Here is an 18,056-nt window from a genome sequence, read left to right as displayed (position 1 = left end):
TCAGAACTGGAAGTAGAGGAACGGCGAGTAGCTCTGCGCCGAGAGCTTGAGCACCGAGGCGGCGAACAGCAGGAGCAGGGCGATGCGGGTGGCCAGTACCGGCAGCTGGGTCATCCAGTGCTGCTGGTAGACGGCGGCGCCGCTGGGCGAGTAGGCGATCGCCGCCGGGTCCTGCTGGGCCATGGCTGGAGTGCGCGGCTGGGCGCTGGCCGGGCCGTCGGCGTCGACCTGTTCGGTCTTAGCGGCGGCCTTGGGCGCCTTGCTCTGCATCGGCTGGTTGTAGAACTGGCGCAGGCCGAAGAAGGCGAGCACGAGGTAGGCGATCACCAGGGTGCCGACCTGCAGGCCGGTGAGGCTGGCGCGGTTGAGCTCGGAGAGCTTCCAGTCGCCGAAGCTGAACATGGCTTCGTACATGCGCCAGGCCACGTGCAGGTTCTCGGCGCGGAAGATCACCCAGCCGACGATCACCAGCAGGAAGGTGAACACCCACTTCAGCGGATTGAGCACGCGCGGCGCGGCGTTCACGCCCAGGGCGCGCTCGATGGCCAGCCACACGCCATGCCAGGCGCCCCAGATGATGTAGGTGACGTTGGCGCCATGCCACAGGCCGCCCAGCAGCATGGTGAGAATCAGGTTGCGGTAGGTCTGGAAGGTGGTGCCGCGGTTACCGCCCAGGCTGATGTACAGGTAGTCGCGCAGCCAGGTGGACAGGCTGATGTGCCAGCGCCGCCAGAACTCGGTGATGGACTGGCTGATGTAGGGCTGGTTGAAGTTCTCCATGAAGCGGAAGCCCATCATCAGGCCGAGGCCGATGGCCATGTCGCTGTAGCCGGAGAAGTCGAAGTACAGCTGCGCGGTGTAGGCCAGCGCGCCGAGCCAGGCATCGCCGGTGGTCGGGTCCTGCAGGGCGAAGCAGTGGTCGGCCACCGCGGCCAGGGTGTCGGCGATGAACACCTTCTTGACGAAGCCCTGCATGAAGCGGGTACAGCCTTCGGCGAACTTGTCGACGGTGTGGGTGCGGTGGTTGAACTGGTCGACCAGGTCCTTGAAGCGCAGCACGGGGCCGGCGATCAGGTGCGGGAAGATCGCCACGAACGCCGCGAAGTCGATCAGGTTGTGCGTGGCCGGGGTGTCGCCGCGGTACACGTCGATGATGTAGCTGATCGATTCGAAGGTGTAGAAGCTGATGCCGATGGGCAGCAGGATGTGGGTCAGCACGAAGGGCTGCATGCCGAACGAGGTGATGATCTCGTTGAGGCTTTCCACGCCGAAGTTGGCGTACTTGAAGTAGCCCAGCACACACAGGTCGACCACCACGCCGAGCAGCAGCCAGCGCTGGGCAGCCTTGGTCCGGACACCGGCGGCGCCGATGCGCAGGCCGATCCAGTAGTTGAAGACGGTCACGCCGGCGAACAGCAGGAGGAAGTCCACCCGCCACCAGGCGTAGAAGATGTAGCTGGCGACCAGCAACAGGAGGTTCCGGTAGCGGTTCCCGCTCAGGTAGTACAGGCCGAGGAAGACCGGCAGGAACAGGAACAGGAACACGTTGGAAGAAAAGACCATTCCGCGTCTCTCTCTGGAGCTTCAAACCTTGAGTGGCTCCGGACCTTCCGGCGTCTTCGCGACGCCCTGAGGAAAGGCCGGGGCAACCCGCCAATTCCTCCCCATGTGGTGCTCAATCTGTTACGCCCGCCCGCGTCTTTATTGCGTGGGTCGGGTGGTGTTGCCGTTGCTTCGGAGCGAGGGCTTGCCCTCACCCCAGCCCTCTCCCAGTGGGAGAGGGGGCCGTCCGGTGTTGTCGGATGGCTCGGTGTTGCCGCTCTGCTCTGGTAGGGCGAATAACGCGAAGCGTTATCCGCCGTGGTTTCGTGCCAGATCCTTCGGCGGATAACCGCAAGCGGTTATGCGCCCTGCGGGAGTTCCGCTTTCAAGGAGACGGGCGCTGCTTCAGCTCCCCGCCCCCTGACGGTTGAAAACCTTGGTCACTTCACCCCCCAGGCGGAAGCTGTTGAACGGCTCCATCTTCTTCTTCCAGTCCTGGGTCTTCGGCGCGCAGCTGTAGAGCGCGCAGTAGGGTTCCAGCCAGGCGAACTTGCTGTTCTCCTTCAGGTCGCCCATGTCCTGGTCGTTGCCGGTCTTCTCGTCGAATGCGTCCTGGTCGTCCACGCCTTGCATCACGCGGTTGGCCAGGCGCTGCAGGGCGCCGTTGTTTTCCTGGCGCAGGTCGACGCCGTTCACCTGGGCGAAGGCGGCGATCATGGTCAGCGGCGGTAGCGAGTAGTTGTGGTACGACAGGGCGCGCTGGCGGCGCTTGAGTTCGTTGGGCAGGTAGCCGTCGTTGTCCACCTGGTTGGCGGCGACCTTGAACTCCTGCACGGACCAGTCGAACAGGTCGCGGCGGTTGGTCACCACGGCGGTGGACATCACCGACCAGGCGGCCCAGTAGGAGTGGTTGTTGATCTTCTTCAGCGGCAGGTCGCTCCAGTCGCGCACCACCTGGCTGCCCAGGGTGCTGAACCAGTTCTCGATCTCCTTCGACTGCTCGGAGTAGGAGGCCAGTGGGCGGCTGCTGGAGAACTTCAGGCGCATGTAGGAGGACGACAGGCTGCCCAGTGCCCATTTGCGCATGGACTTGCCGGTGTGGTTGTAGTCGCTGCTTTCCAATGCATTCGCCCGTGCCCAAGAGCCCAGCCAGCTCATGGCGCAGTCCAGGTCGCCCTTGTTGCCGCTGCGCATGTACTGGGTGATGAGCTTGGTGGCGCCGCGCTCCATGTCGGTGATGTCCTTGATCTGGCTGCGGAACTCTTTCTCCGCATCCGCATTCAGGGTGGAGCGTGCCGAGTCCGAGCCCTTGTACTTGCTGGTGAACTGCAGGCTGCCGGTGTACGGCGTCGGCGCGGTGGGGCAGCGGTCGGCGTCCTTCTTGCTGCCCTTGTCGCCGACGGCGGAGAAGTAGCCCGGTGGCGGCATCAGGTCGGCCGCGTAGGTGGCGCTCTCGCCACCGAACAGGGCGCCGAGCACGGCGATGGTCAGGCCGATGCGGGCGACCACGGGGGTCTTGATCTTGCGTAGGCTGGGCATGGAATTCACTCCCTCGCGTCAGTTGGCGGCCACGTCGGCCGACTTGGCTTTGGGCGTCTGACAGAGCTTGGCCTCGACTTCCAGGCCCGCCGGCATGTCGTCCGGCGCCTCGATCTCCAGGGAGAGGAACTGCTGGTTCGACCAGTCCTCGTCGTTGCGCAGTTCGAAGACGTAGCGTCCGCCGGTATCCACGGCCTTGGACTGCTCGATCTTCAGCTGCTCGCGACGACCGTTCATGTACCAGATGGTGTTCTTGAGTTCGTGCACGCCGGGGTCGGAGTAGGTGACGTCGGCGGTGTAGCTGCCCGAGCGGATCGGCAGGGCGCCGCTGTTGAGCAGCACCTCGTTGCTGCCCGCGTGCAGCTTGACCTTGCGGCTGATCGCCGGCTTGCCGTCGGCGCAGCCGTTGTCCACCAGCGGCATGGCCTGGCGGTAGAAACTCTTCTGCGCCATGTCGTAGTGGGTGGCGAATTCCCAGATGAGGATCTTCGGCGGCTTGTCGTGGAATTCCTTGCTGGTCATGTAGGCCAGCAGGGAGCTGTCGAAGCCGCCGCCGGACACGGCGTTGTTGAGGATGTCGACCTTGCCGTACTGCTCCAGGAAGCCGGCGAAGTTGTACGCCGGGCCGCTGTTGGAGGTGCCCACCAGCGCGACCTGGGCATCGCCGCCTTCACCGAACAGGTCGCCGCCGCCGGAGTCGCCCACCGGCTCGGTCTCGAAGCGGTCGACGTACTGCGGCGCGTAGCTGCTGCCGCACAGTTGCGCGGCGGCCTTGTGGAAGGTGCCCAGCTTGGACAGCAGGCCGACGCGCTTGCTCTCGAATTCCTTCTTGGGAATGTCGTTGTAGGCGGGGATTTCCTTCAGGGTCTCGGCCACGATCTTCGCGCTGCGCATGGCGCCGTAGGGCGTCCAGTGGTGGTCGCCCTTGAAGTAGTACGGGTGCTCTTCCTTCTCGTCGAACAGCGGCGAAAAGTCCGGGGTGTAGATGCCGGCCTTGCGGAACTGGGCGATGGTCGCCTGGTAGTTCTGCTTGGCCAGCTCAAAGTTGAAGCTGGCCTTCTCCTGCGGGTTGAGCTTCTCGCGGTTCACCAGGCCACGGGTGGGCTGGTAGACCACGACGAGATCGATGCCCTTGCGCTTGAGTTCGTCGCGCAGTTGCTTGAGCTCGCGCCAGCCTTCGGCGCTGGTGCCGAAGTCGGTGCGCAGGTCGTAGGTGGTACGGAACAGCCAGTCTTCCTGGGCCGGCACCAGGTGGGTGAAGAAGCCCAGGTACTTGGTGTTGTAGGCCGCATCGTTGGCGGCGGTGGGGCACAGCCCGGCGGCCGGCTGCGCGGAGTAGCTCGGCGCGTCGGCGGCAGTGGCCTGGTGGGCGAGCAGCAGGGCGGCAGTGAGGCCCGACAGGCGCAGCAGGTTGGTGGTGAATTTATTCATGGTCGGTCCTCAGTTCTGCAGTTCGGCCTGGCTTTCGACGGGGTCGATCAGCACCGCGCGTTGCTGGCGCACCAGCAGGTCCAGGATCTGGTCCTGCTTCTCGCCGAGCACGCCGTTGAAGGAGATGCCGGAAGATTTGGTCGGGCCGAGCATGGCCACCTTGTAGAGCTCCAGCGACAGCGGCGAATCCACCGACAGCGGGCCCGAGCCGTTGCCGGCCAGCTTGCCGCCGACCACGATCAGCGAGACCTTGGTGTCGAAGGGGTCGAGGTCGATGTTGCGGTCGGTATCGGAGAGGTCCTTGATGTGGCCGTAGACGCCGATCAGCTTGTTGCCGGCCGCGAGGTTCTCGTACAGGCGGATGTTCACGCTGTTACGGATGCGGATGCCGTGGCGCAGGTTGGCCAGCACCTGGTTGCCGTAGATGAGGTTGTCGCCCGACTCGTAGAGGGTGATGCCGTCGGAGTGGTTGCGGTACACCTCGTTGTAGGCCACCAGGTTGCGCTCGGAATTACGGTCGAGGACGATCCCGGAGAGGTGGTTGTCGTAGGTCTTGTTGTGGATGATCCAGCTGTCGTTGACCTCACGGGAAACGATGATGCCGTGCTTCTTCTTGGTCCCGTAGACGGTGTTCTCGGCAATGATCAGGCGATGCGAACGGTCATGCGGGTCGATGCCGTAGACGATGTTGTTCTTGTAGGTGTTGCCGCGTACCACCAGGTCGTCGGCCTCGTAGCAGTAGAAGCCGTACCAGGCGTCCTCGAAGGTCGAGCCGATCACCCAGCCTTTGGGGCGCGGGCGCTTCATGGTCTTGTCCATGCCCGGGCTGTACTGCGAGATGGAGATGCCGTAGGCCTTGGAGGCGTTGTAACCGAAGCTGGTGAAGTGGCTGTTCACCAGGTAGGCCTCGGCGCCGCCCCAGGAGATCAGGAAGGGGCGGAACTCGTTGGGTGTCTTGTACCAGGCCGGTTCCTTCTTCGCCTCGTTCCACGCGGTGACCTTGGTGTCACGCACGAACAGCTTGCCGTCGTTGACCAGGAACGCGCCGCGGTCCTGGGACAGGCGCAGTTCCTTGACCTTGCCGTCGATCTCCAGGGTCGCGCCCTGGCTGACGACGATGGGCAGGCGGGCGATGTAGACGCCCGGTTCGACCTGCTCCAGCGCGGTCTTGGGCAGCTTGCCGGCCAGCTCCGCGAGATTGACGTAGCCGCCGTCGATGAAGATTGCCTGGGGCATCTGGCGCTGGCGCTTCACCCACTCGGCGAGACGGTTCTTGCCGCCGGTGAATTCCTTCAGCGGCTGCTGCTGGACCATGCGCTGGACCTGCGCCTTGCCGCGCTTGTTGCGCTCGATCTTCTTCTCCACCGCCTCGGCGGTGTAGCCGGTGAGGTCGGGCAGCTTGGGCGGCTCCAGGTGCAGCGGCTCGCTGGGAGCGGCTGTCACGGTGTAGTTGCCGGATTCCTTCAGCGTCTGGGTATGGCCGGGCTCGCTGCCTGCCTGTTCTTCCGGGGCCTTCTCACCCTCGGTGGTCTTGCCGGCTTCGGCTTTCTTCGCGTGGGCGGCGCTGGCTTGGGCCTTGGCCGCGGGCTGCGCCGCCCAGGCCGGTGCGCCGGCGCTGAGCAGGCCGCCGAGCAGCAATGCGGTCAGCGGCAGGGCGTGTATCGGGTGGCGGTTCATGGCCGTGTCTCCTTGCGCGCGGACCTCCACCGGATACCCGGCCGCGCCGCGGGGGCGGTGCAGGGCAAGTCTGGGAATCGGGTGGAGGGTCATCGCTACAGTCCTCAGAAGCGCCAGATCACGTCGACGAAGGCGTGGTGCATGGTCGAGTCGACGTGGCTGCCGTAGGCGTCGCCGGGCTTGAATACGCCGCCGCGGAAGCGGATCAGCGCCGACGGCTCGTCGATCGCCTGGCTCATGGAAGCCGGCAGCAGGCCCTGCTTGAAGTACTTGGTGACGACCAGATCGACTTCCTGGCCGACGTCCTTGGAGTTGTTGACCATCGGCGCGCTGATGCCGCTGTTGCCGATGTCCGAGTCGCCATCCACGCGCCAGAACTTGTGGTACACGAGGCTGGCGTCGTAGTCGTCGCGCAGCTGCCAGGCGCCGAACAGGGTGGCGTCCTGGAGGTTGGAGAGCTCGCCGCGGAAGGCCTCACCGAAGCGGTGCACGCGCGAGCGGGTGCCGGTGAAGTTGGAGCGGTTGCTCTCAAGGCCGGTCTGCTGGAACTGGTCTTCGCCATCCTTGCCGCCGCCGCTGCCACGGGCGTAGCCGATACCGGTCTTCCACTGCTCGTCGATGTTCCAGCGCAGGCCGAGGTCGACGCCGTAGGCGTTGACGTCGCCGCTCTGCTTGCCGGTGGCGATGCGGTCGTCACCCACGGTGGTGCTGGTCAGGCGGTCGCGGTTGCCGGTCAGCCAGGTGGCGCTCGCCCAGTAGTTGAGGGGCATCTGCGAGCGGTAGTTGTAGCCGTCGCCGTTGGCCTCGATGCCGACCCAGGTGAGGTCGCCGGTGTAGGTCTTGTCGAGGGAATCGACTTCTTCGCCCGGGTCCTTCAGGTGGCCGCTGTCGTCGGCGTGGTGCAGGCGCAGGCCGACCCAGTGGTTGGGCAGCCATTGCGTGGAGATGTCGCCGAAGAAGTGGGTGCGGTCCTTGTCTTCGGGGGCCAGCTCGGTGAGGTCGGTGCGGTATTCGGAGAAGCGCTGGGCGACGCCGGCGTGGGCGCGCAGCAGGGTGGTGTCGAAGGTCCAGTTCAGCGCTTCGATGTTGGTGTCCTGCCACATGCCGCTGTCATCGCGCAGGCGCTGGCGGCCGAAGCGCAGGTGCTCGCCCGGATACTGGGTGAGGCCGGCGTAGTCGACCCAGAACTCGCGCAGGGCCAGGTAGCTGTCGTCGCGCTCGCGGCCATCGTCCTGGTTGTCGGAGTCGTTGGAGGCGCTGTTGTCCTCCTGCAGGGTGTCGGTCTGGATGGTGTCGGTGGCGGTCACCGCCTGGCCCATGATGTAGGCGCTCCAGTCGCCCCACTGGCCGAAGGCCCAGGGGCGCACGTCCAGGCCGAGGCCATTGAGGTCGCCGCCGTGGGCGGTGCCCAGGTCACGGTCGTCCTCGGATTCGGCGGTCACCTTGATGTCGATGCCGAAGTTCTTCGGTGGCTCTTCTGCCGCATGGGCGAGGCTGCCGAACAGGGTGCCGGCGAGGCTCAGGCCGACGCCGAGCATGGCGGGGAACAGGCGGGCGCGGCGGACAGCGGAAGCCAGAGCGCGCGGCTGAACTCCATCGACGAGAGCAAACAGCGGGGTGGTCATCGGGTCGGTGCGCTTCATAGATTTTCTTGTTCCTGGTTGTTCTGCAGAAGGCTGACGGTGGCTTGCCAGTTGGCGCCGCGAGCCTGTTCTTCACGCTTGAGCAACTGCTGGGCCGCACTGCGGTCGGCCGGCTGGATCTGCGGTTCGATCTGCGCCATCAGGTCGCTGGCGGTGGGCACCTGCTGGCGCTGCGCGAGCTCGCCGAAGACGTAGGCGTTGACCAGGTTCGGGCGAATTCCGCGACCCTGCGAATAGAGCTGGGCGAGGGCCATGTCGGCGCTGGCCTGGCCGGCGCGGGCGGCGATGATGAGGTGGTCCACGGCCTTCTGCGGGTAGACCTGGCCGAGGAAGCCACGGCGGTAGATCTGGCCCAGGTAGTAGTGCGCCTGGGGTTCGGTGGCGGCGGCCTTGAGCAGGTGCTGCTCGGCCTTCTGCGGCTCCTGCGGGGCCCACTTGCCGTCGTAGTAGAGGCGTCCGAGCAGCAGCTCGGCGCGCGGCTGGGCGGCGTCCTGGGCTTTCTTCAGGTAGTCGAGCATCTGGTCGAGGTCGCCCAGGTCGGGGTTGTCGTACTGCAGCTTGGCGAGGCTGACCCAGGCGGCCGGGTAGGTCGGCGCGATCTCGGTGAGCAATGCCTGCGCGGCCTGCGGGTCGGCGGTGCCGATATTCGGATCGGCCAGCACGCCAGCCACCGATTCGACGCGCTCGGACGGTACGCGGCCGGCCTTCCAGCCTGCCTTGAGCGCTTCGAGGTGGGCCTTCTGCTTATCCGCATTGCCCTGCTTCTGGTACACGGTGGCCAGTTCCATCCAGCACACGTCCATGCGGTTCAGCCAGCGCTGGCAGACCTGCTCGACTTCGGTGAGGTGCTGGTCGTAGGTGCCCTGGGTGCGGTACAGGATGATCTGCGCCAGGTCCGCCTGCGGCAGACCCTGGGCGCGCCACTGGTCGATGCGCTGCTGCGGGTTCACGTTCGGCCAGGCCTGCGGGTACTGCAGGTAGAGGACGATCAGCGGAACCAGCGCGCTGTCCTCGCCTTCGTCGAAGGCGCGGGTCAGCAGCTGCTCGGCTTCGCGGTGCTCGGCGTCGGTGCCGCCGGGCTTGGCCGCCAGCCATTTGCCCAGGCGGGCGCGGGCGCGCGGGGAGCTCTCGGCTGCTTCGCGGTAGAGCTTCTCGGCGCGGGCCTGTTCATCGGGGTCGCCGGTGGCGGCCTGCATGTCGGCCAGTCCGACCTGTGCGTCGGCGTAACCCATGGTGGCCAGAGCCTGGAAGTTGGCCTGGGCGGTGGCGATGTCACCGCGGTCCAGGGCCTCCTGGGCCAGGCGCTGGTCAGGCAGGCCGGCGCAACCGGCCGCTGCAGCGATGGCCAGCGCCAGTGCCAGGTGCGGGGCGTGTCGGAAGACAGGTCGATTCATGCGGGCGGTCCTCTTAGCGGGCGGTGGCCAGGGCCATCGCCTTGTTCAGCAGGGTGCGGCCCGGCAGGCCGCCGATGCTGACTTCAGTCGGGCGGCCAGCCATCTGGCTGTCGAGCGGCTGGTCGGGAGTGATCTGCACACGGATTTCCGAGGACAGGTCTCCGTCCACCGGCGCGGTGCGCAGGATGCGGCCGCCGCGCACTTCGCTGTCGCCGGCGACCTGGAAGTTCACGTGGGTGCCGGGCGAGAGCTCGGCGGCGTTGCGGTAGGGGAAGCGCGCCTCGACGGTGGCCAGGCTGTCGCGCGGGGTCAGGGTGAAGATCACGTCGCCCTTGTTGGCGAACTGGCCGTTGGCGACGCGCTGCTCGACCACGCGGCAGTCGCACGGGCTGGTCAGGGTGCCCTTCATCTGGTGGCCGAAGAGCTTCTCGATGTTGCTCGGGTTGAGCTGTTCTTCGGTCAGGTTGCCCTTGAGCAGGTCCAGCAGGTTGGCGGAGAAGGAAGCGATCGGCGCGCCCTTGGCGACTTCCGCGCCCGGCTCCACCAGGCTTTCCACGGTGCCCTCGCGGGGCATGGTGATCTGCTGGTTGGCCACGCTGACCACGCCCGAGTCGGCATGGGTGACGAAGTACAGGTTGTAGATCTGGTTGAGGATCACCGCGAAGGCGCCGACGCCGACCACGAAGATCGCGGTGCTCACGGTGACGGCGCGGAAGCGGCCGAAGAAGCCCATGCCGCCCGAGCCTGCACCGTGCTTGCGGGCCTTGGTGAAGTTCTCGCGCTGCAGGGTGTTGAGCATGTCGCCGACGCTCACCACTTCACCGGCCAGGTAGGAGGTGATCAGGTAGCGCAGGGCGGCGATCTCGCGCGGCTTCAGGTGCTGGAATTCGCAACCGACGCGGGCGCTTTCGCGGTCATAGGAGCGCACCTGGAATTCCACTTCCAGGGAGAAGCTGATGCTGTCGATCTGGAACAGCAGCTTGCCCTTGTGCAGGTCGCCGACCTGCACCGGGGTGTTGTTCGCGGAAGTGAACGCGAAGCCGCCGGCGGACAGGTCCAGCAGGCGGGCGTCGACGCCCTCGCGGTGGGATCCGATGTAGCGGATGCGGGCGGGCAGCTTGACCCGGGCGTGCTGGCGCTGGGCTTCGGATTCATGCACGACATTGACGTTGACGGCGGTATTCATGAGGTCGAGTCCTGTTCGTAAATAGAAGTCGGGTCAGACGATGGTCAGCAGTACGGCGACGAAAACGCTGGCCGCGGAAAAGGTCATGGCTCGTGAGGACCAGGTGTTGAACCAGCGCTGGAAGCTGGCCAGGCCGCGGTCGAGCTTGGTGTTCTGGCGGGTCCACGACTGCTGGTCGAGGCGGAAGAACACGTAGATCTTCACCAGGGCACCGACGATCTGGTTGTAATAGAGGATCGCGGGGTAGGCCGGCCCGATGTGGTGGCCCGACAGCGACAGCAGCAGGGTCAGCACGAAGCGGGTGATGCCGATCCACAGCAGGTAGATGAGCAGGAAGGCAATGCTGTACTTGATGCTGGCGATGATCGCGGCCACCAGGCCGAGCAGGCAGGTCCACATCGACAGGCGCTGGTCGAACAGCACCACGCTGGTGAACCAGCCCAGGCGTTGCGGGCCCAGGGCCAGGGCGCGGGAGTTCTGTCGCAGGTTGTTGCCGTACCAGCGGAACATCAGCTTGCGGCTGGCCTTGATGAAGCTCTTCTCCGGCGGGTGCTCGACCGTGTTGATCGCCGCGTCGGGCACGTAGAAGGTGTCGTAGCCCAGGCGCATCAGGCTGTACCAGCTGGACTTGTCGTCACCGGTGAGGAACTGGAAGCGGCCCAGGCGCCAGTGGTCCAGGTGATCGCTTTCCACGTCGGTGATGAAGTCCGGGTCGGTGACCACGGCGGCGCGGAACACCGACATCCGCCCGGTCATGGTCAGCACGCGCTTGGACAGGGCCATGGAGCACATGTTGATGTGGCGCTGGGCGAAGCGCAGCTTGTGCCATTCGCTCATCACGTAGCTGCCCTGCACTTCGCAGAATTCGTTGGTGGTCAGGCCGCCGACGTTGGGGAAGAGCTTGAACCAGGGCACGGTCTTTCTCACCACGCCCGGTTCGAGCACGGTATCGCCATCGATCACCGCGACCACGGCGTCTTCGTCCGGCAGGTGGCGGGAGATGGCGCGGAAGCCGTGGGCCAGGCCGTCGCGCTTGCCGGTGCCGGGGATGCGCACGAAGTCGAGTTCGACGTGCTCCGGCGGGTTGAGCTTCTGCCACTGCTGCTTGATCAGCACCTCATCGGACATCTCGACGATGGAGCACACCACGGTGGTGGGGTAGCCGCAGGCAATGGCTTCTTCGATGACCGAGCGATAGACCATCGAGGTGGTCAGCGCATCGATACGGAAACTGGTGACCATCAGGTACACGTGGGACGGGTCTGCCGCTTCGCCGAGCTTGCGCATCCTGCGGCGGTAGTGCGGGTAGACCACGTAGAGGAACAGCATGCCGCGCAGGAAGTGCAGGCCGCCCATGGAATAGCGCCAGATGCCGACCGCGCCGATGAGCAGCAGGAAGTCCTTGGATTCGGCGTCGAATACGGTCGGCGGCACGAGCAGCGCCAGCAGCATCAGCAGGCCGAGGAAGACCAGCCAGCCGGTGGCTTCACCGATGATTCGTTTGTAGGTTTCCATCGTCGTCTATCCGTCTGGTTGGGCTTGGTCATCGGCCCGCCTGGGCGGGCCGGTGACCGGCGCTTTTAGGGTCTGAAGGCATGGACTCGATTGAGCGAGCTAGAGTCCGGTTAGGCGGAGAGGGACGAGGAAGCGGAGTTCACTGAAGTGAATGAGCATTTCCGAGTTCCTCTCCAACGACACCGGGCCGACGCGCAGCCAATCGAAACCCAATTACCAGCAGATGCCTTCGGCGCGCTCGTCTGTGACGCTCGGCATGAAGCCGATCAGGTCGACGACCTTCTTGCCTTCGGGCGCCTGCTTCACCACGTCGACGAACAGCTCGTCACCGTTGCCCAGGACCAGGACATCGGAGGACTTCACGACGGCGTCGAGGTCCGAGACCAGCAACGAGGAGACGTGCGGAATCTTCGATTCGATGTACTCCTTGTTCGCGCCATGGACGCGGGCGTACTCGACGTTGCGGTCGAAGATCTGCAGCTCGTAGCCCTTGCCGATGAGCATCTCGGCCAGTTCCACCAGCGGGCTTTCGCGCAGGTCGTCGGTGCCGGACTTGAACGACAGGCCGAGCAGGCCGACCTTGCGGCTGCCGTGGGCGGCGATGATGTCGAAGGCCTTCTGCACCTGGTGCTGGTTGCTGCGCATGATCGAGCCGAGCATCGGGTGCTCGATGTCCAGCTGGCTGGCGCGGTAGGTGAGGGCGCGCACGTCCTTGGGCAGGCAGGAGCCGCCGAAGGCGAAGCCGGGCTTCATGTAGTAGCGCGACAGGTTCAGCTTGCGGTCCTGGCAGATCACGTCCATCACTTCGCGGCCGTCGACGCCGACGGCCTTGGCGATGTTGCCGATCTCGTTGGCGAAGGTGACCTTGGCAGCGTGCCAGACGTTGCAGGTGTACTTGATCATCTCGGCGACCTCGATGGTCTTGCGGATGATCGGCGCGTCCAGCTCGCGGTAGATCTCTTCCAGCAGGTCGCCGGTCTGGGCGTCCAGCTCACCGATGACGGTCATCGGCGGGAAGTCGTAGTCCTTGATCGCGGTGGATTCGCGCAGGAACTCGGGGTTGGTGCCCACGCCGAAGTCGGCGCCGGCTTTCTTGCCCGAGCAGTCTTCGATGATCGGGATCACCACGTTGTTCACGGTGCCCGGCAGCACGGTGCTGCGCACGACCACGGTGTGGCGCTCTTTCTTCTCGCGGATGGCGTAGCCGATCTCGCGGCAGACGGACTCGATGTAGCCCAGGTCCAGGTCGCCGTTCTTCTTGCTCGGGGTGCCGACGCAGATGAACGACACGTCGGTGTCCAGTACGGCCTTCTTGAAGTCGGTGGTGCCCGACAGGCGACCGGTGCGGATGCCCTGCTGCAGCAGAGGCTCCAGGCCCGGCTCGACGATGGGCGATTTCCCGTTGTTGATCAGATCGATCTTGGTGGTGGACACATCCACCCCAACGACTTCATGGCCCCGTGCGGACAGGCAGCCGGCACATACTGCGCCAACATACCCAAGACCAAAGATGCTGATACGCATCGCATTCACCTCTTCAATGGTCGAACTGTTTAAAGTTGCCCGGCAGGGCGATTTATTCAGGATGAGTGAATCCCCGGAGTTCACTGTTGAAGTGTTCTCCGTACTTCCTTCCAGGCAGGCATGGGAATCGAGTGCTAAACTTTCGAGCACAGTATTGGAGCAAACTTTGAATGTTTGCCCTGTTATGTTTAAGACAGATTGCAAAGTTGGTGCAGTGTCTGCCTGGCGTGCTCCAGTCTGGTTAGATGATTGCCTCGTCATCTGAAAAGTTCAGTTATTTCATTGGGTTGCGTTTCAAGGATGAATCGACAAGAGCTGATCGAAATAACCTTGGAAGCAAAACTCCAATTTCCATCGGGGCATTTCTGTTTCGCCAACGATGGTCGTTGCGCAAATAGGATTTATCCGAAATGCGGTTAGTTCCTTCCGCCCATCCCGTCCCTGAAAGAATGTGAAATATCCAATTGATATCACCTGATGCTGCGCTAATGGCAAAACACAGGTCATTTTCGTCAATGCAAAGTGCAAGGTCGGGGAAAGTTCCATTGAAATTTTCGTTAAAAACGACCGTGTATCGTCGTCAAGACATTCGTTCAGCTGCCGTTCAGCTTTCTCTATTGCAAAGTGCAATCGTGAAATGCATGTCATGGCCAAAGGCTGTTAATGGCCAATGGATTACAACGGAGAGGGCGAATCAGGACGATTTCCATCCTTCCGACCGGTCCGGGCGGTCGAAAAATTTTCTCACGATTAATCCTGAAGCAGACGAACGGTCATTTTGACCATTTTCCCTGTGTGGTCTTCAGGGGGTGTTTTGGGCAGTAAACGTACAGATCGGCCACCCGTGACCGGCCGGTTCCATGGTCAATGGCTTACAGGCCACTTGGAATCAGCGGTAATTTTGGGGCGAAACAGAGGCGAAGCGCCGCGGGCAATCGCCCCCCCCTGTAGGAGCGGGCCATGCCCGCGATCCGTCGGCAGGGCCGGCGGTTGCACCAGCTTCGGTAGTGCAGGTTGGGGGATATGGGCGTTTTCGCAGGAGCGAGCTTGCTCGCGAACAGTACGTAGGGCGCATAACCCGGAACGGGTTATCCGCCGATGCCACGACGGCGGATAACGCTGGCGCGTTATGCGCCCTACGAATGATCAAACTCCGGAGCGGGGTGTGATCCTGTAGGAGCGAGCTTGCTCGCGAACAGCACGGCACGGCATTCCCTTGTAGGAGCGGGCCATGCCCGCGATCGCGCCCAGCGTTCCCGCAGGTTCTGCGCCCAAACGAAAACGGGAGCCCTCAGGGCTCCCGTTTGGTGCAGCAGAAAAGGTGCTTCAGTCTTCGGCGTGGTCGCGCAGGAACACCAGCTGGTCGGCCTTGGAGTGCTCGGCGCTGTAGGCGTAGCCCGCGTAGTTGAAGTCCTTCAGGCCTTCGGGGTTGGTCAGGCGCTCCTTGATCACGTAGCGCGCCATCATCCCGCGGGCCTTCTTGGCGTAGAAGCTGATGATCTTGTACTGGCCGTTCTTCAGGTCCTTGAACTCGGTGTCGATCACCCGTGCGTTCAGGGCCTTGCGTTTCACCGCGCCGAAGTACTCGTTCGAGGCCAGGTTCAGCAGTACGTCGTCGCCCTGCTCGGCCAGGGATTCGTTCAGCCAGGCGCTGATGCGCTCGCCCCAGAAGGCATAGAGGTCCTTGCCACGGGCGTTGGCCAGCTTGGTGCCCATTTCCAGGCGGTAGGGCTGCATCAGGTCCAGCGGACGCAGCACGCCATACAGGCCGGAGAGCATGCGCAGGTGGCGCTGGGCGAAATCGAAGTCGTCTTCGCCAAAATCTTCGGCCTGCATGCCGGTATACACGTCACCCTTGAAGGCCAGCAGCGCCTGCTTGGCGTTGGCGGGGGTAAAGTCCGGGTGCCAGCTGCCGAAGCGCGCGGCGTTGAGGCCGGCCAGCTTGTCCGACAGGTGCATCAGCTCGGCGATCTGCGCCGGGGCCAGTTCCCGCAGGATGCCGATCAGCTCCTGGGCGTCGTCCAGGTGCTCGGGCAGGGTAAAGCGCTGCGTCACCGGCGCGGTGTCGTAGTCCAGGGTCTTGGCGGGGGAAATCACCATCAGCATCGTGCGGTCTCCTACAAGCGCGCTCCTGCAATCGAGGCGCGATTGTAAGGAGTTGCGGCGCCTGGCTCCACCTATGGGGACGATAGGAGCCGCTGCTCGACCGGTACCTGTTCCATGCGCTTGAGCAATTCGCCGAGGAAGCAGCGCTCGGCCTGGGTGTGCTTCTGCTCGCGGTTCCACAGCAGGTGGATGTCCACGTCGGCCACGCCCTCTACCGGCGGCAGCGCCCAGAGCCGGCCCTGGGCGAGGTCGTCGGCGACTATGTGTTGCGGCAGGCAGCCGATGCCGAAACCGCAGCTGACCAGCCGGCGGATTTCCTCGAGGCTCGGGGAGGAGGCCACCAGCTTGCCGGTGAAGCCCTGCTGGTCGCGGAAGATGGTCAGCGGCGAGAGCACTTCGCCGATCTGGTCGCTGGTGAAGGTGACGTAGTCCTCGCCCTGCAGGTCGGCCAGGCGCAGGTCACGGCGGCCATAGAGGGCATGATGGCGGCCGCAGAGGAATACGTAGCGCTGGCGCAGGAAAGCGCGCTGCTCCAGGCGCGGCGAAGGCTGGCGGCACAGGGCCAGGCCGAGGGTGGCGGTCTTCTGTTGCAGCGAGCTGAGCACGTCGGCGCTGCGCATCACTTCTATATCCAGCTCGACGCCGGGGTGGGCGCGGTGGAAGTCGGTGAGGAAGTCGTCATAGAAGTCCGACTGGATGCGGCTGATGCTCAGCAGGCGGACCTTGCCTACTACCTGATCGGCCGGCTGCTCCAGGGCGGCGGCCAGGCGCGAGACGTTGCCATTGATGTCGCCGGCGATGCGCAGGATTTCCTCGCCCAGCGCGGTGATCTCGAAGCGCGGCCCGCGACGTTGCACCAGGGCGGCGCCCAGTTGCTCCTCAAGCCGGCGCAGGGCCTGGCTGACCGCCGGCTGGGTCAGGTGCAGGCGCGCAGCGGCGCGGCTGATGCTGCGTTCCTGGCCGATCACCAGCCAGGTGCGCAGCAGGTTCCAGTCCAGGCGGTCATTGAGGAAGCGGCCAAGCTCCATGGCGGGGCTCCGTTGGGGGAATCCTCCGATTATAAGCAGTAATTATTCTTTGAATAACGATTAGAAAATTGACTGATTATCCAGCCGGGGGCGATAACGTCCGCAGGCGCCGGAGAGCGCCGCGTCTTTTTCGCTAGCTGCCCAAAAACAATCGACAAGATCCGGGAGCCTGAGATGTCACAGCCCGCACCGCAGCCGGTTCGCGCCGCCACGGCCGCGTTCATCGGTACCATGATCGAGTGGTACGACTTCTATATCTACGCCACTGCTGCTGCCTTGGTATTCGGCACGCTGTTCTTCCCTTCTGACAGCCAGTTTCTCAGCACCATGGCCGCCTTCGGCACCTTTGCCGTGGGCTTCTTCGCGCGGCCACTGGGTGGGCTGATCTTCGGCCACCTGGGCGACCGTATCGGGCGCAAGAAGGCGCTGCTGGTCACGCTGGTGATGATGGGGGTGGCCACGGTATGCATCGGCCTGCTGCCTACTTACGGACAGATCGGCCTGCTCGCCCCGGTGCTGCTGGTGCTGCTGCGCATCGTCCAGGGCATAGCCGTCGGCGGCGAGTGGGGCGGCGCTGTGCTGATGGCCGGTGAGCATGCGCCCAGCGGCCGGCGCACCTTCTTCGCTTCTTTCGCCCAGCTGGGCAGCCCGGCCGGGCTGATCCTCTCGCTGCTGGCGTTCAAGGCCGTGACCAGCATGGACAGCCAGACTTTCCTCGACTGGGGCTGGCGCCTGCCCTTCCTCGCCAGCGCGGCGCTGTTGATCGTCGGTCTGGCGATTCGCCTGGGGGTGAACGAATCCCCCGAGTTCGCCCGCGTGAAACAGCAGGCCCGCCAGCACAAGCTGCCGGCGCTGGAGGTTGTGCGCACGGCCTGGCGGCCGCTGCTGCTGTGCATCGGCGCCAATACCATCGGCATCGCCGGGGTCTATTTCACCAATACCTTCATGATCTCTTACACCACGCAGAATCTGGCCATCGACCGCAAGCTGATCCTCGATTGCCTGTTCTATGTGGCGCTCATCCAGTTCTGTGTGCAGCCGCTGGCCGCGCGGCTGGCCGAGGTCATCGGCTCGGCGCGCTTCCTCAAGCTGGCGGCGCTGCTGGCGGTGGCCTCGCCCTACCCGATGTTCCTGCTGGTCAGCCAGGGCCACGCATTGGCCATCGTGCTGGGTATCGCCACCGCCGTGGTGTGCATGTCCAGCTTCTATTCGGTGATCGCCGGCTATGTCAGCGAGGTGTTCGACACCCGTGTGCGTTACTCGGCGATCTCCATCGCCTACCAGGTCTGCGGCGCTATCGCCGGCGGTCTTACGCCTCTGATCGGTACTTGGCTGGCGCACCGCTTCGATGGCCAATGGCTACCGCTGGCGCTTTTCTATTCCCTTCTGGCCAGCCTCTCGCTGCTGTGCATCATCGGTCTCGACCGCCGATTGCGTGTGCGCGTAGCGTCGGCCGCCACGTGATTTCCAG

General features: G+C 64.4%; 13 protein-coding genes. 2 read left to right on the top strand and 11 right to left on the bottom strand.

What is annotated here, in order from left to right; translation table 11 throughout:
- The 9 genes from IB261_RS24075 to algD form a co-directional block, all read right to left on the bottom strand.
- A complete protein-coding gene (locus IB261_RS24075; protein WP_081516178.1) occupies positions 1-1,563 on the bottom strand; it encodes an MBOAT family O-acyltransferase in 1,563 nt (520 codons plus the stop codon).
- 384 nt (positions 1,564-1,947) lie between these two features.
- Complete coding sequence (locus tag IB261_RS24070) at positions 1,948-3,063, bottom strand: mannuronate-specific alginate lyase (protein WP_192381436.1); 1,116 nt, start codon at positions 3,061-3,063, stop codon at positions 1,948-1,950.
- Positions 3,064-3,099: 36 nt separating this feature from the next.
- Positions 3,100-4,512, bottom strand: coding sequence for an alginate O-acetyltransferase (locus tag IB261_RS24065; protein ID WP_192381003.1), 1,413 nt, complete (start codon positions 4,510-4,512; stop codon positions 3,100-3,102).
- Positions 4,513-4,521: 9 nt separating this feature from the next.
- Entirely contained in the window at positions 4,522-6,189 is a 1,668-nt protein-coding gene (gene algG, locus IB261_RS24060) for a mannuronan 5-epimerase AlgG (protein WP_192381004.1), read from the bottom strand.
- A gap of 104 nt (positions 6,190-6,293) precedes the next feature.
- The gene (locus tag IB261_RS24055) at positions 6,294-7,727 is read right to left on the bottom strand and encodes an alginate export family protein (RefSeq protein ID WP_192381437.1); all 1,434 of its coding nucleotides are present in this window, start codon (positions 7,725-7,727) and stop codon (positions 6,294-6,296) included.
- 101 nt (positions 7,728-7,828) lie between these two features.
- On the bottom strand, positions 7,829-9,226 hold the full coding sequence (gene algK, locus IB261_RS24050; protein ID WP_192381005.1) for an alginate biosynthesis TPR repeat lipoprotein AlgK: 1,398 nt from the start codon (positions 9,224-9,226) through the stop codon (positions 7,829-7,831).
- A 13-nt stretch (positions 9,227-9,239) separates the two neighbouring features.
- The gene (locus IB261_RS24045) at positions 9,240-10,412 is read right to left on the bottom strand and encodes an alginate biosynthesis protein Alg44 (RefSeq protein ID WP_081516168.1); all 1,173 of its coding nucleotides are present in this window, start codon (positions 10,410-10,412) and stop codon (positions 9,240-9,242) included.
- A gap of 33 nt (positions 10,413-10,445) precedes the next feature.
- On the bottom strand, positions 10,446-11,927 hold the full coding sequence (alg8, locus tag IB261_RS24040) for a mannuronan synthase (RefSeq protein ID WP_081516166.1): 1,482 nt from the start codon (positions 11,925-11,927) through the stop codon (positions 10,446-10,448).
- Between the two features lie 213 nt (positions 11,928-12,140).
- Positions 12,141-13,451 (bottom strand): GDP-mannose 6-dehydrogenase, encoded by a 1,311-nt coding sequence (gene algD, locus IB261_RS24035; protein WP_081516164.1) that lies wholly within the window; start codon positions 13,449-13,451, stop codon positions 12,141-12,143.
- Here algD and IB261_RS24030 point away from each other — a divergent pair.
- Positions 13,438-13,716, top strand: a complete 279-nt coding sequence (locus tag IB261_RS24030) for a hypothetical protein (protein ID WP_192381006.1) — start codon at positions 13,438-13,440, stop codon at positions 13,714-13,716. The genes algD and IB261_RS24030 overlap by 14 nt on opposite strands.
- 1,061 nt (positions 13,717-14,777) lie before the next feature.
- Here the strand turns inward: IB261_RS24030 and yaaA are convergent.
- Together yaaA and IB261_RS24020 are read right to left on the bottom strand one after the other, a co-directional pair.
- Positions 14,778-15,557, bottom strand: coding sequence for a peroxide stress protein YaaA (yaaA, locus tag IB261_RS24025; RefSeq protein ID WP_081516162.1), 780 nt, complete (start codon positions 15,555-15,557; stop codon positions 14,778-14,780).
- A 71-nt stretch (positions 15,558-15,628) separates the two neighbouring features.
- Positions 15,629-16,585 (bottom strand): LysR family transcriptional regulator, encoded by a 957-nt coding sequence (locus IB261_RS24020; protein ID WP_151188188.1) that lies wholly within the window; start codon positions 16,583-16,585, stop codon positions 15,629-15,631.
- A gap of 174 nt (positions 16,586-16,759) precedes the next feature.
- Here IB261_RS24020 and IB261_RS24015 point away from each other — a divergent pair, with 174 nt between their 5' ends.
- The gene (locus tag IB261_RS24015; protein WP_192223956.1) at positions 16,760-18,049 is read left to right on the top strand and encodes an MFS transporter; all 1,290 of its coding nucleotides are present in this window, start codon (positions 16,760-16,762) and stop codon (positions 18,047-18,049) included.
- Positions 18,050-18,056 lie beyond the last annotated feature (7 nt).

It is taken from the genome of Pseudomonas sp. PDM20, from assembly GCF_014852575.3.
GTDB lineage: Bacteria > Pseudomonadota > Gammaproteobacteria > Pseudomonadales > Pseudomonadaceae > Pseudomonas.
Note: the sequence above shows the minus strand (reverse complement) of the source record. Positions and strands in the feature narration are given on the sequence as shown.

What these genes read in the sequence shown, in the direction of transcription:
- IB261_RS24075 (WP_081516178.1), bottom strand. Translation starts at nt 1,563, where the DNA reads ATGGTCTTTTCTTCCAACGTGTTCCTGTTCCTGTTCCTGCCGGTCTTC.
- IB261_RS24065 (WP_192381003.1), bottom strand. Translation starts at nt 4,512, where the DNA reads ATGAATAAATTCACCACCAACCTGCTGCGCCTGTCGGGCCTCACTGCC.
- algG (WP_192381004.1), bottom strand. Translation starts at nt 6,189, where the DNA reads ATGAACCGCCACCCGATACACGCCCTGCCGCTGACCGCATTGCTGCTC.
- IB261_RS24055 (WP_192381437.1), bottom strand. Translation starts at nt 7,727, where the DNA reads ATGCTCGGCGTCGGCCTGAGCCTCGCCGGCACCCTGTTCGGCAGCCTC.
- algK (WP_192381005.1), bottom strand. Translation starts at nt 9,226, where the DNA reads ATGAATCGACCTGTCTTCCGACACGCCCCGCACCTGGCACTGGCGCTG.
- IB261_RS24045 (WP_081516168.1), bottom strand. Translation starts at nt 10,412, where the DNA reads ATGAATACCGCCGTCAACGTCAATGTCGTGCATGAATCCGAAGCCCAG.
- alg8 (WP_081516166.1), bottom strand. Translation starts at nt 11,927, where the DNA reads ATGGAAACCTACAAACGAATCATCGGTGAAGCCACCGGCTGGCTGGTC.
- IB261_RS24030 (WP_192381006.1), top strand. Translation starts at nt 13,438, where the DNA reads ATGCTGATACGCATCGCATTCACCTCTTCAATGGTCGAACTGTTTAAA.
- algD (WP_081516164.1), bottom strand. Translation starts at nt 13,451, where the DNA reads ATGCGTATCAGCATCTTTGGTCTTGGGTATGTTGGCGCAGTATGTGCC.
- yaaA (WP_081516162.1), bottom strand. Translation starts at nt 15,557, where the DNA reads ATGCTGATGGTGATTTCCCCCGCCAAGACCCTGGACTACGACACCGCG.
- IB261_RS24020 (WP_151188188.1), bottom strand. Translation starts at nt 16,585, where the DNA reads ATGGAGCTTGGCCGCTTCCTCAATGACCGCCTGGACTGGAACCTGCTG.
- IB261_RS24015 (WP_192223956.1), top strand. Translation starts at nt 16,760, where the DNA reads ATGTCACAGCCCGCACCGCAGCCGGTTCGCGCCGCCACGGCCGCGTTC.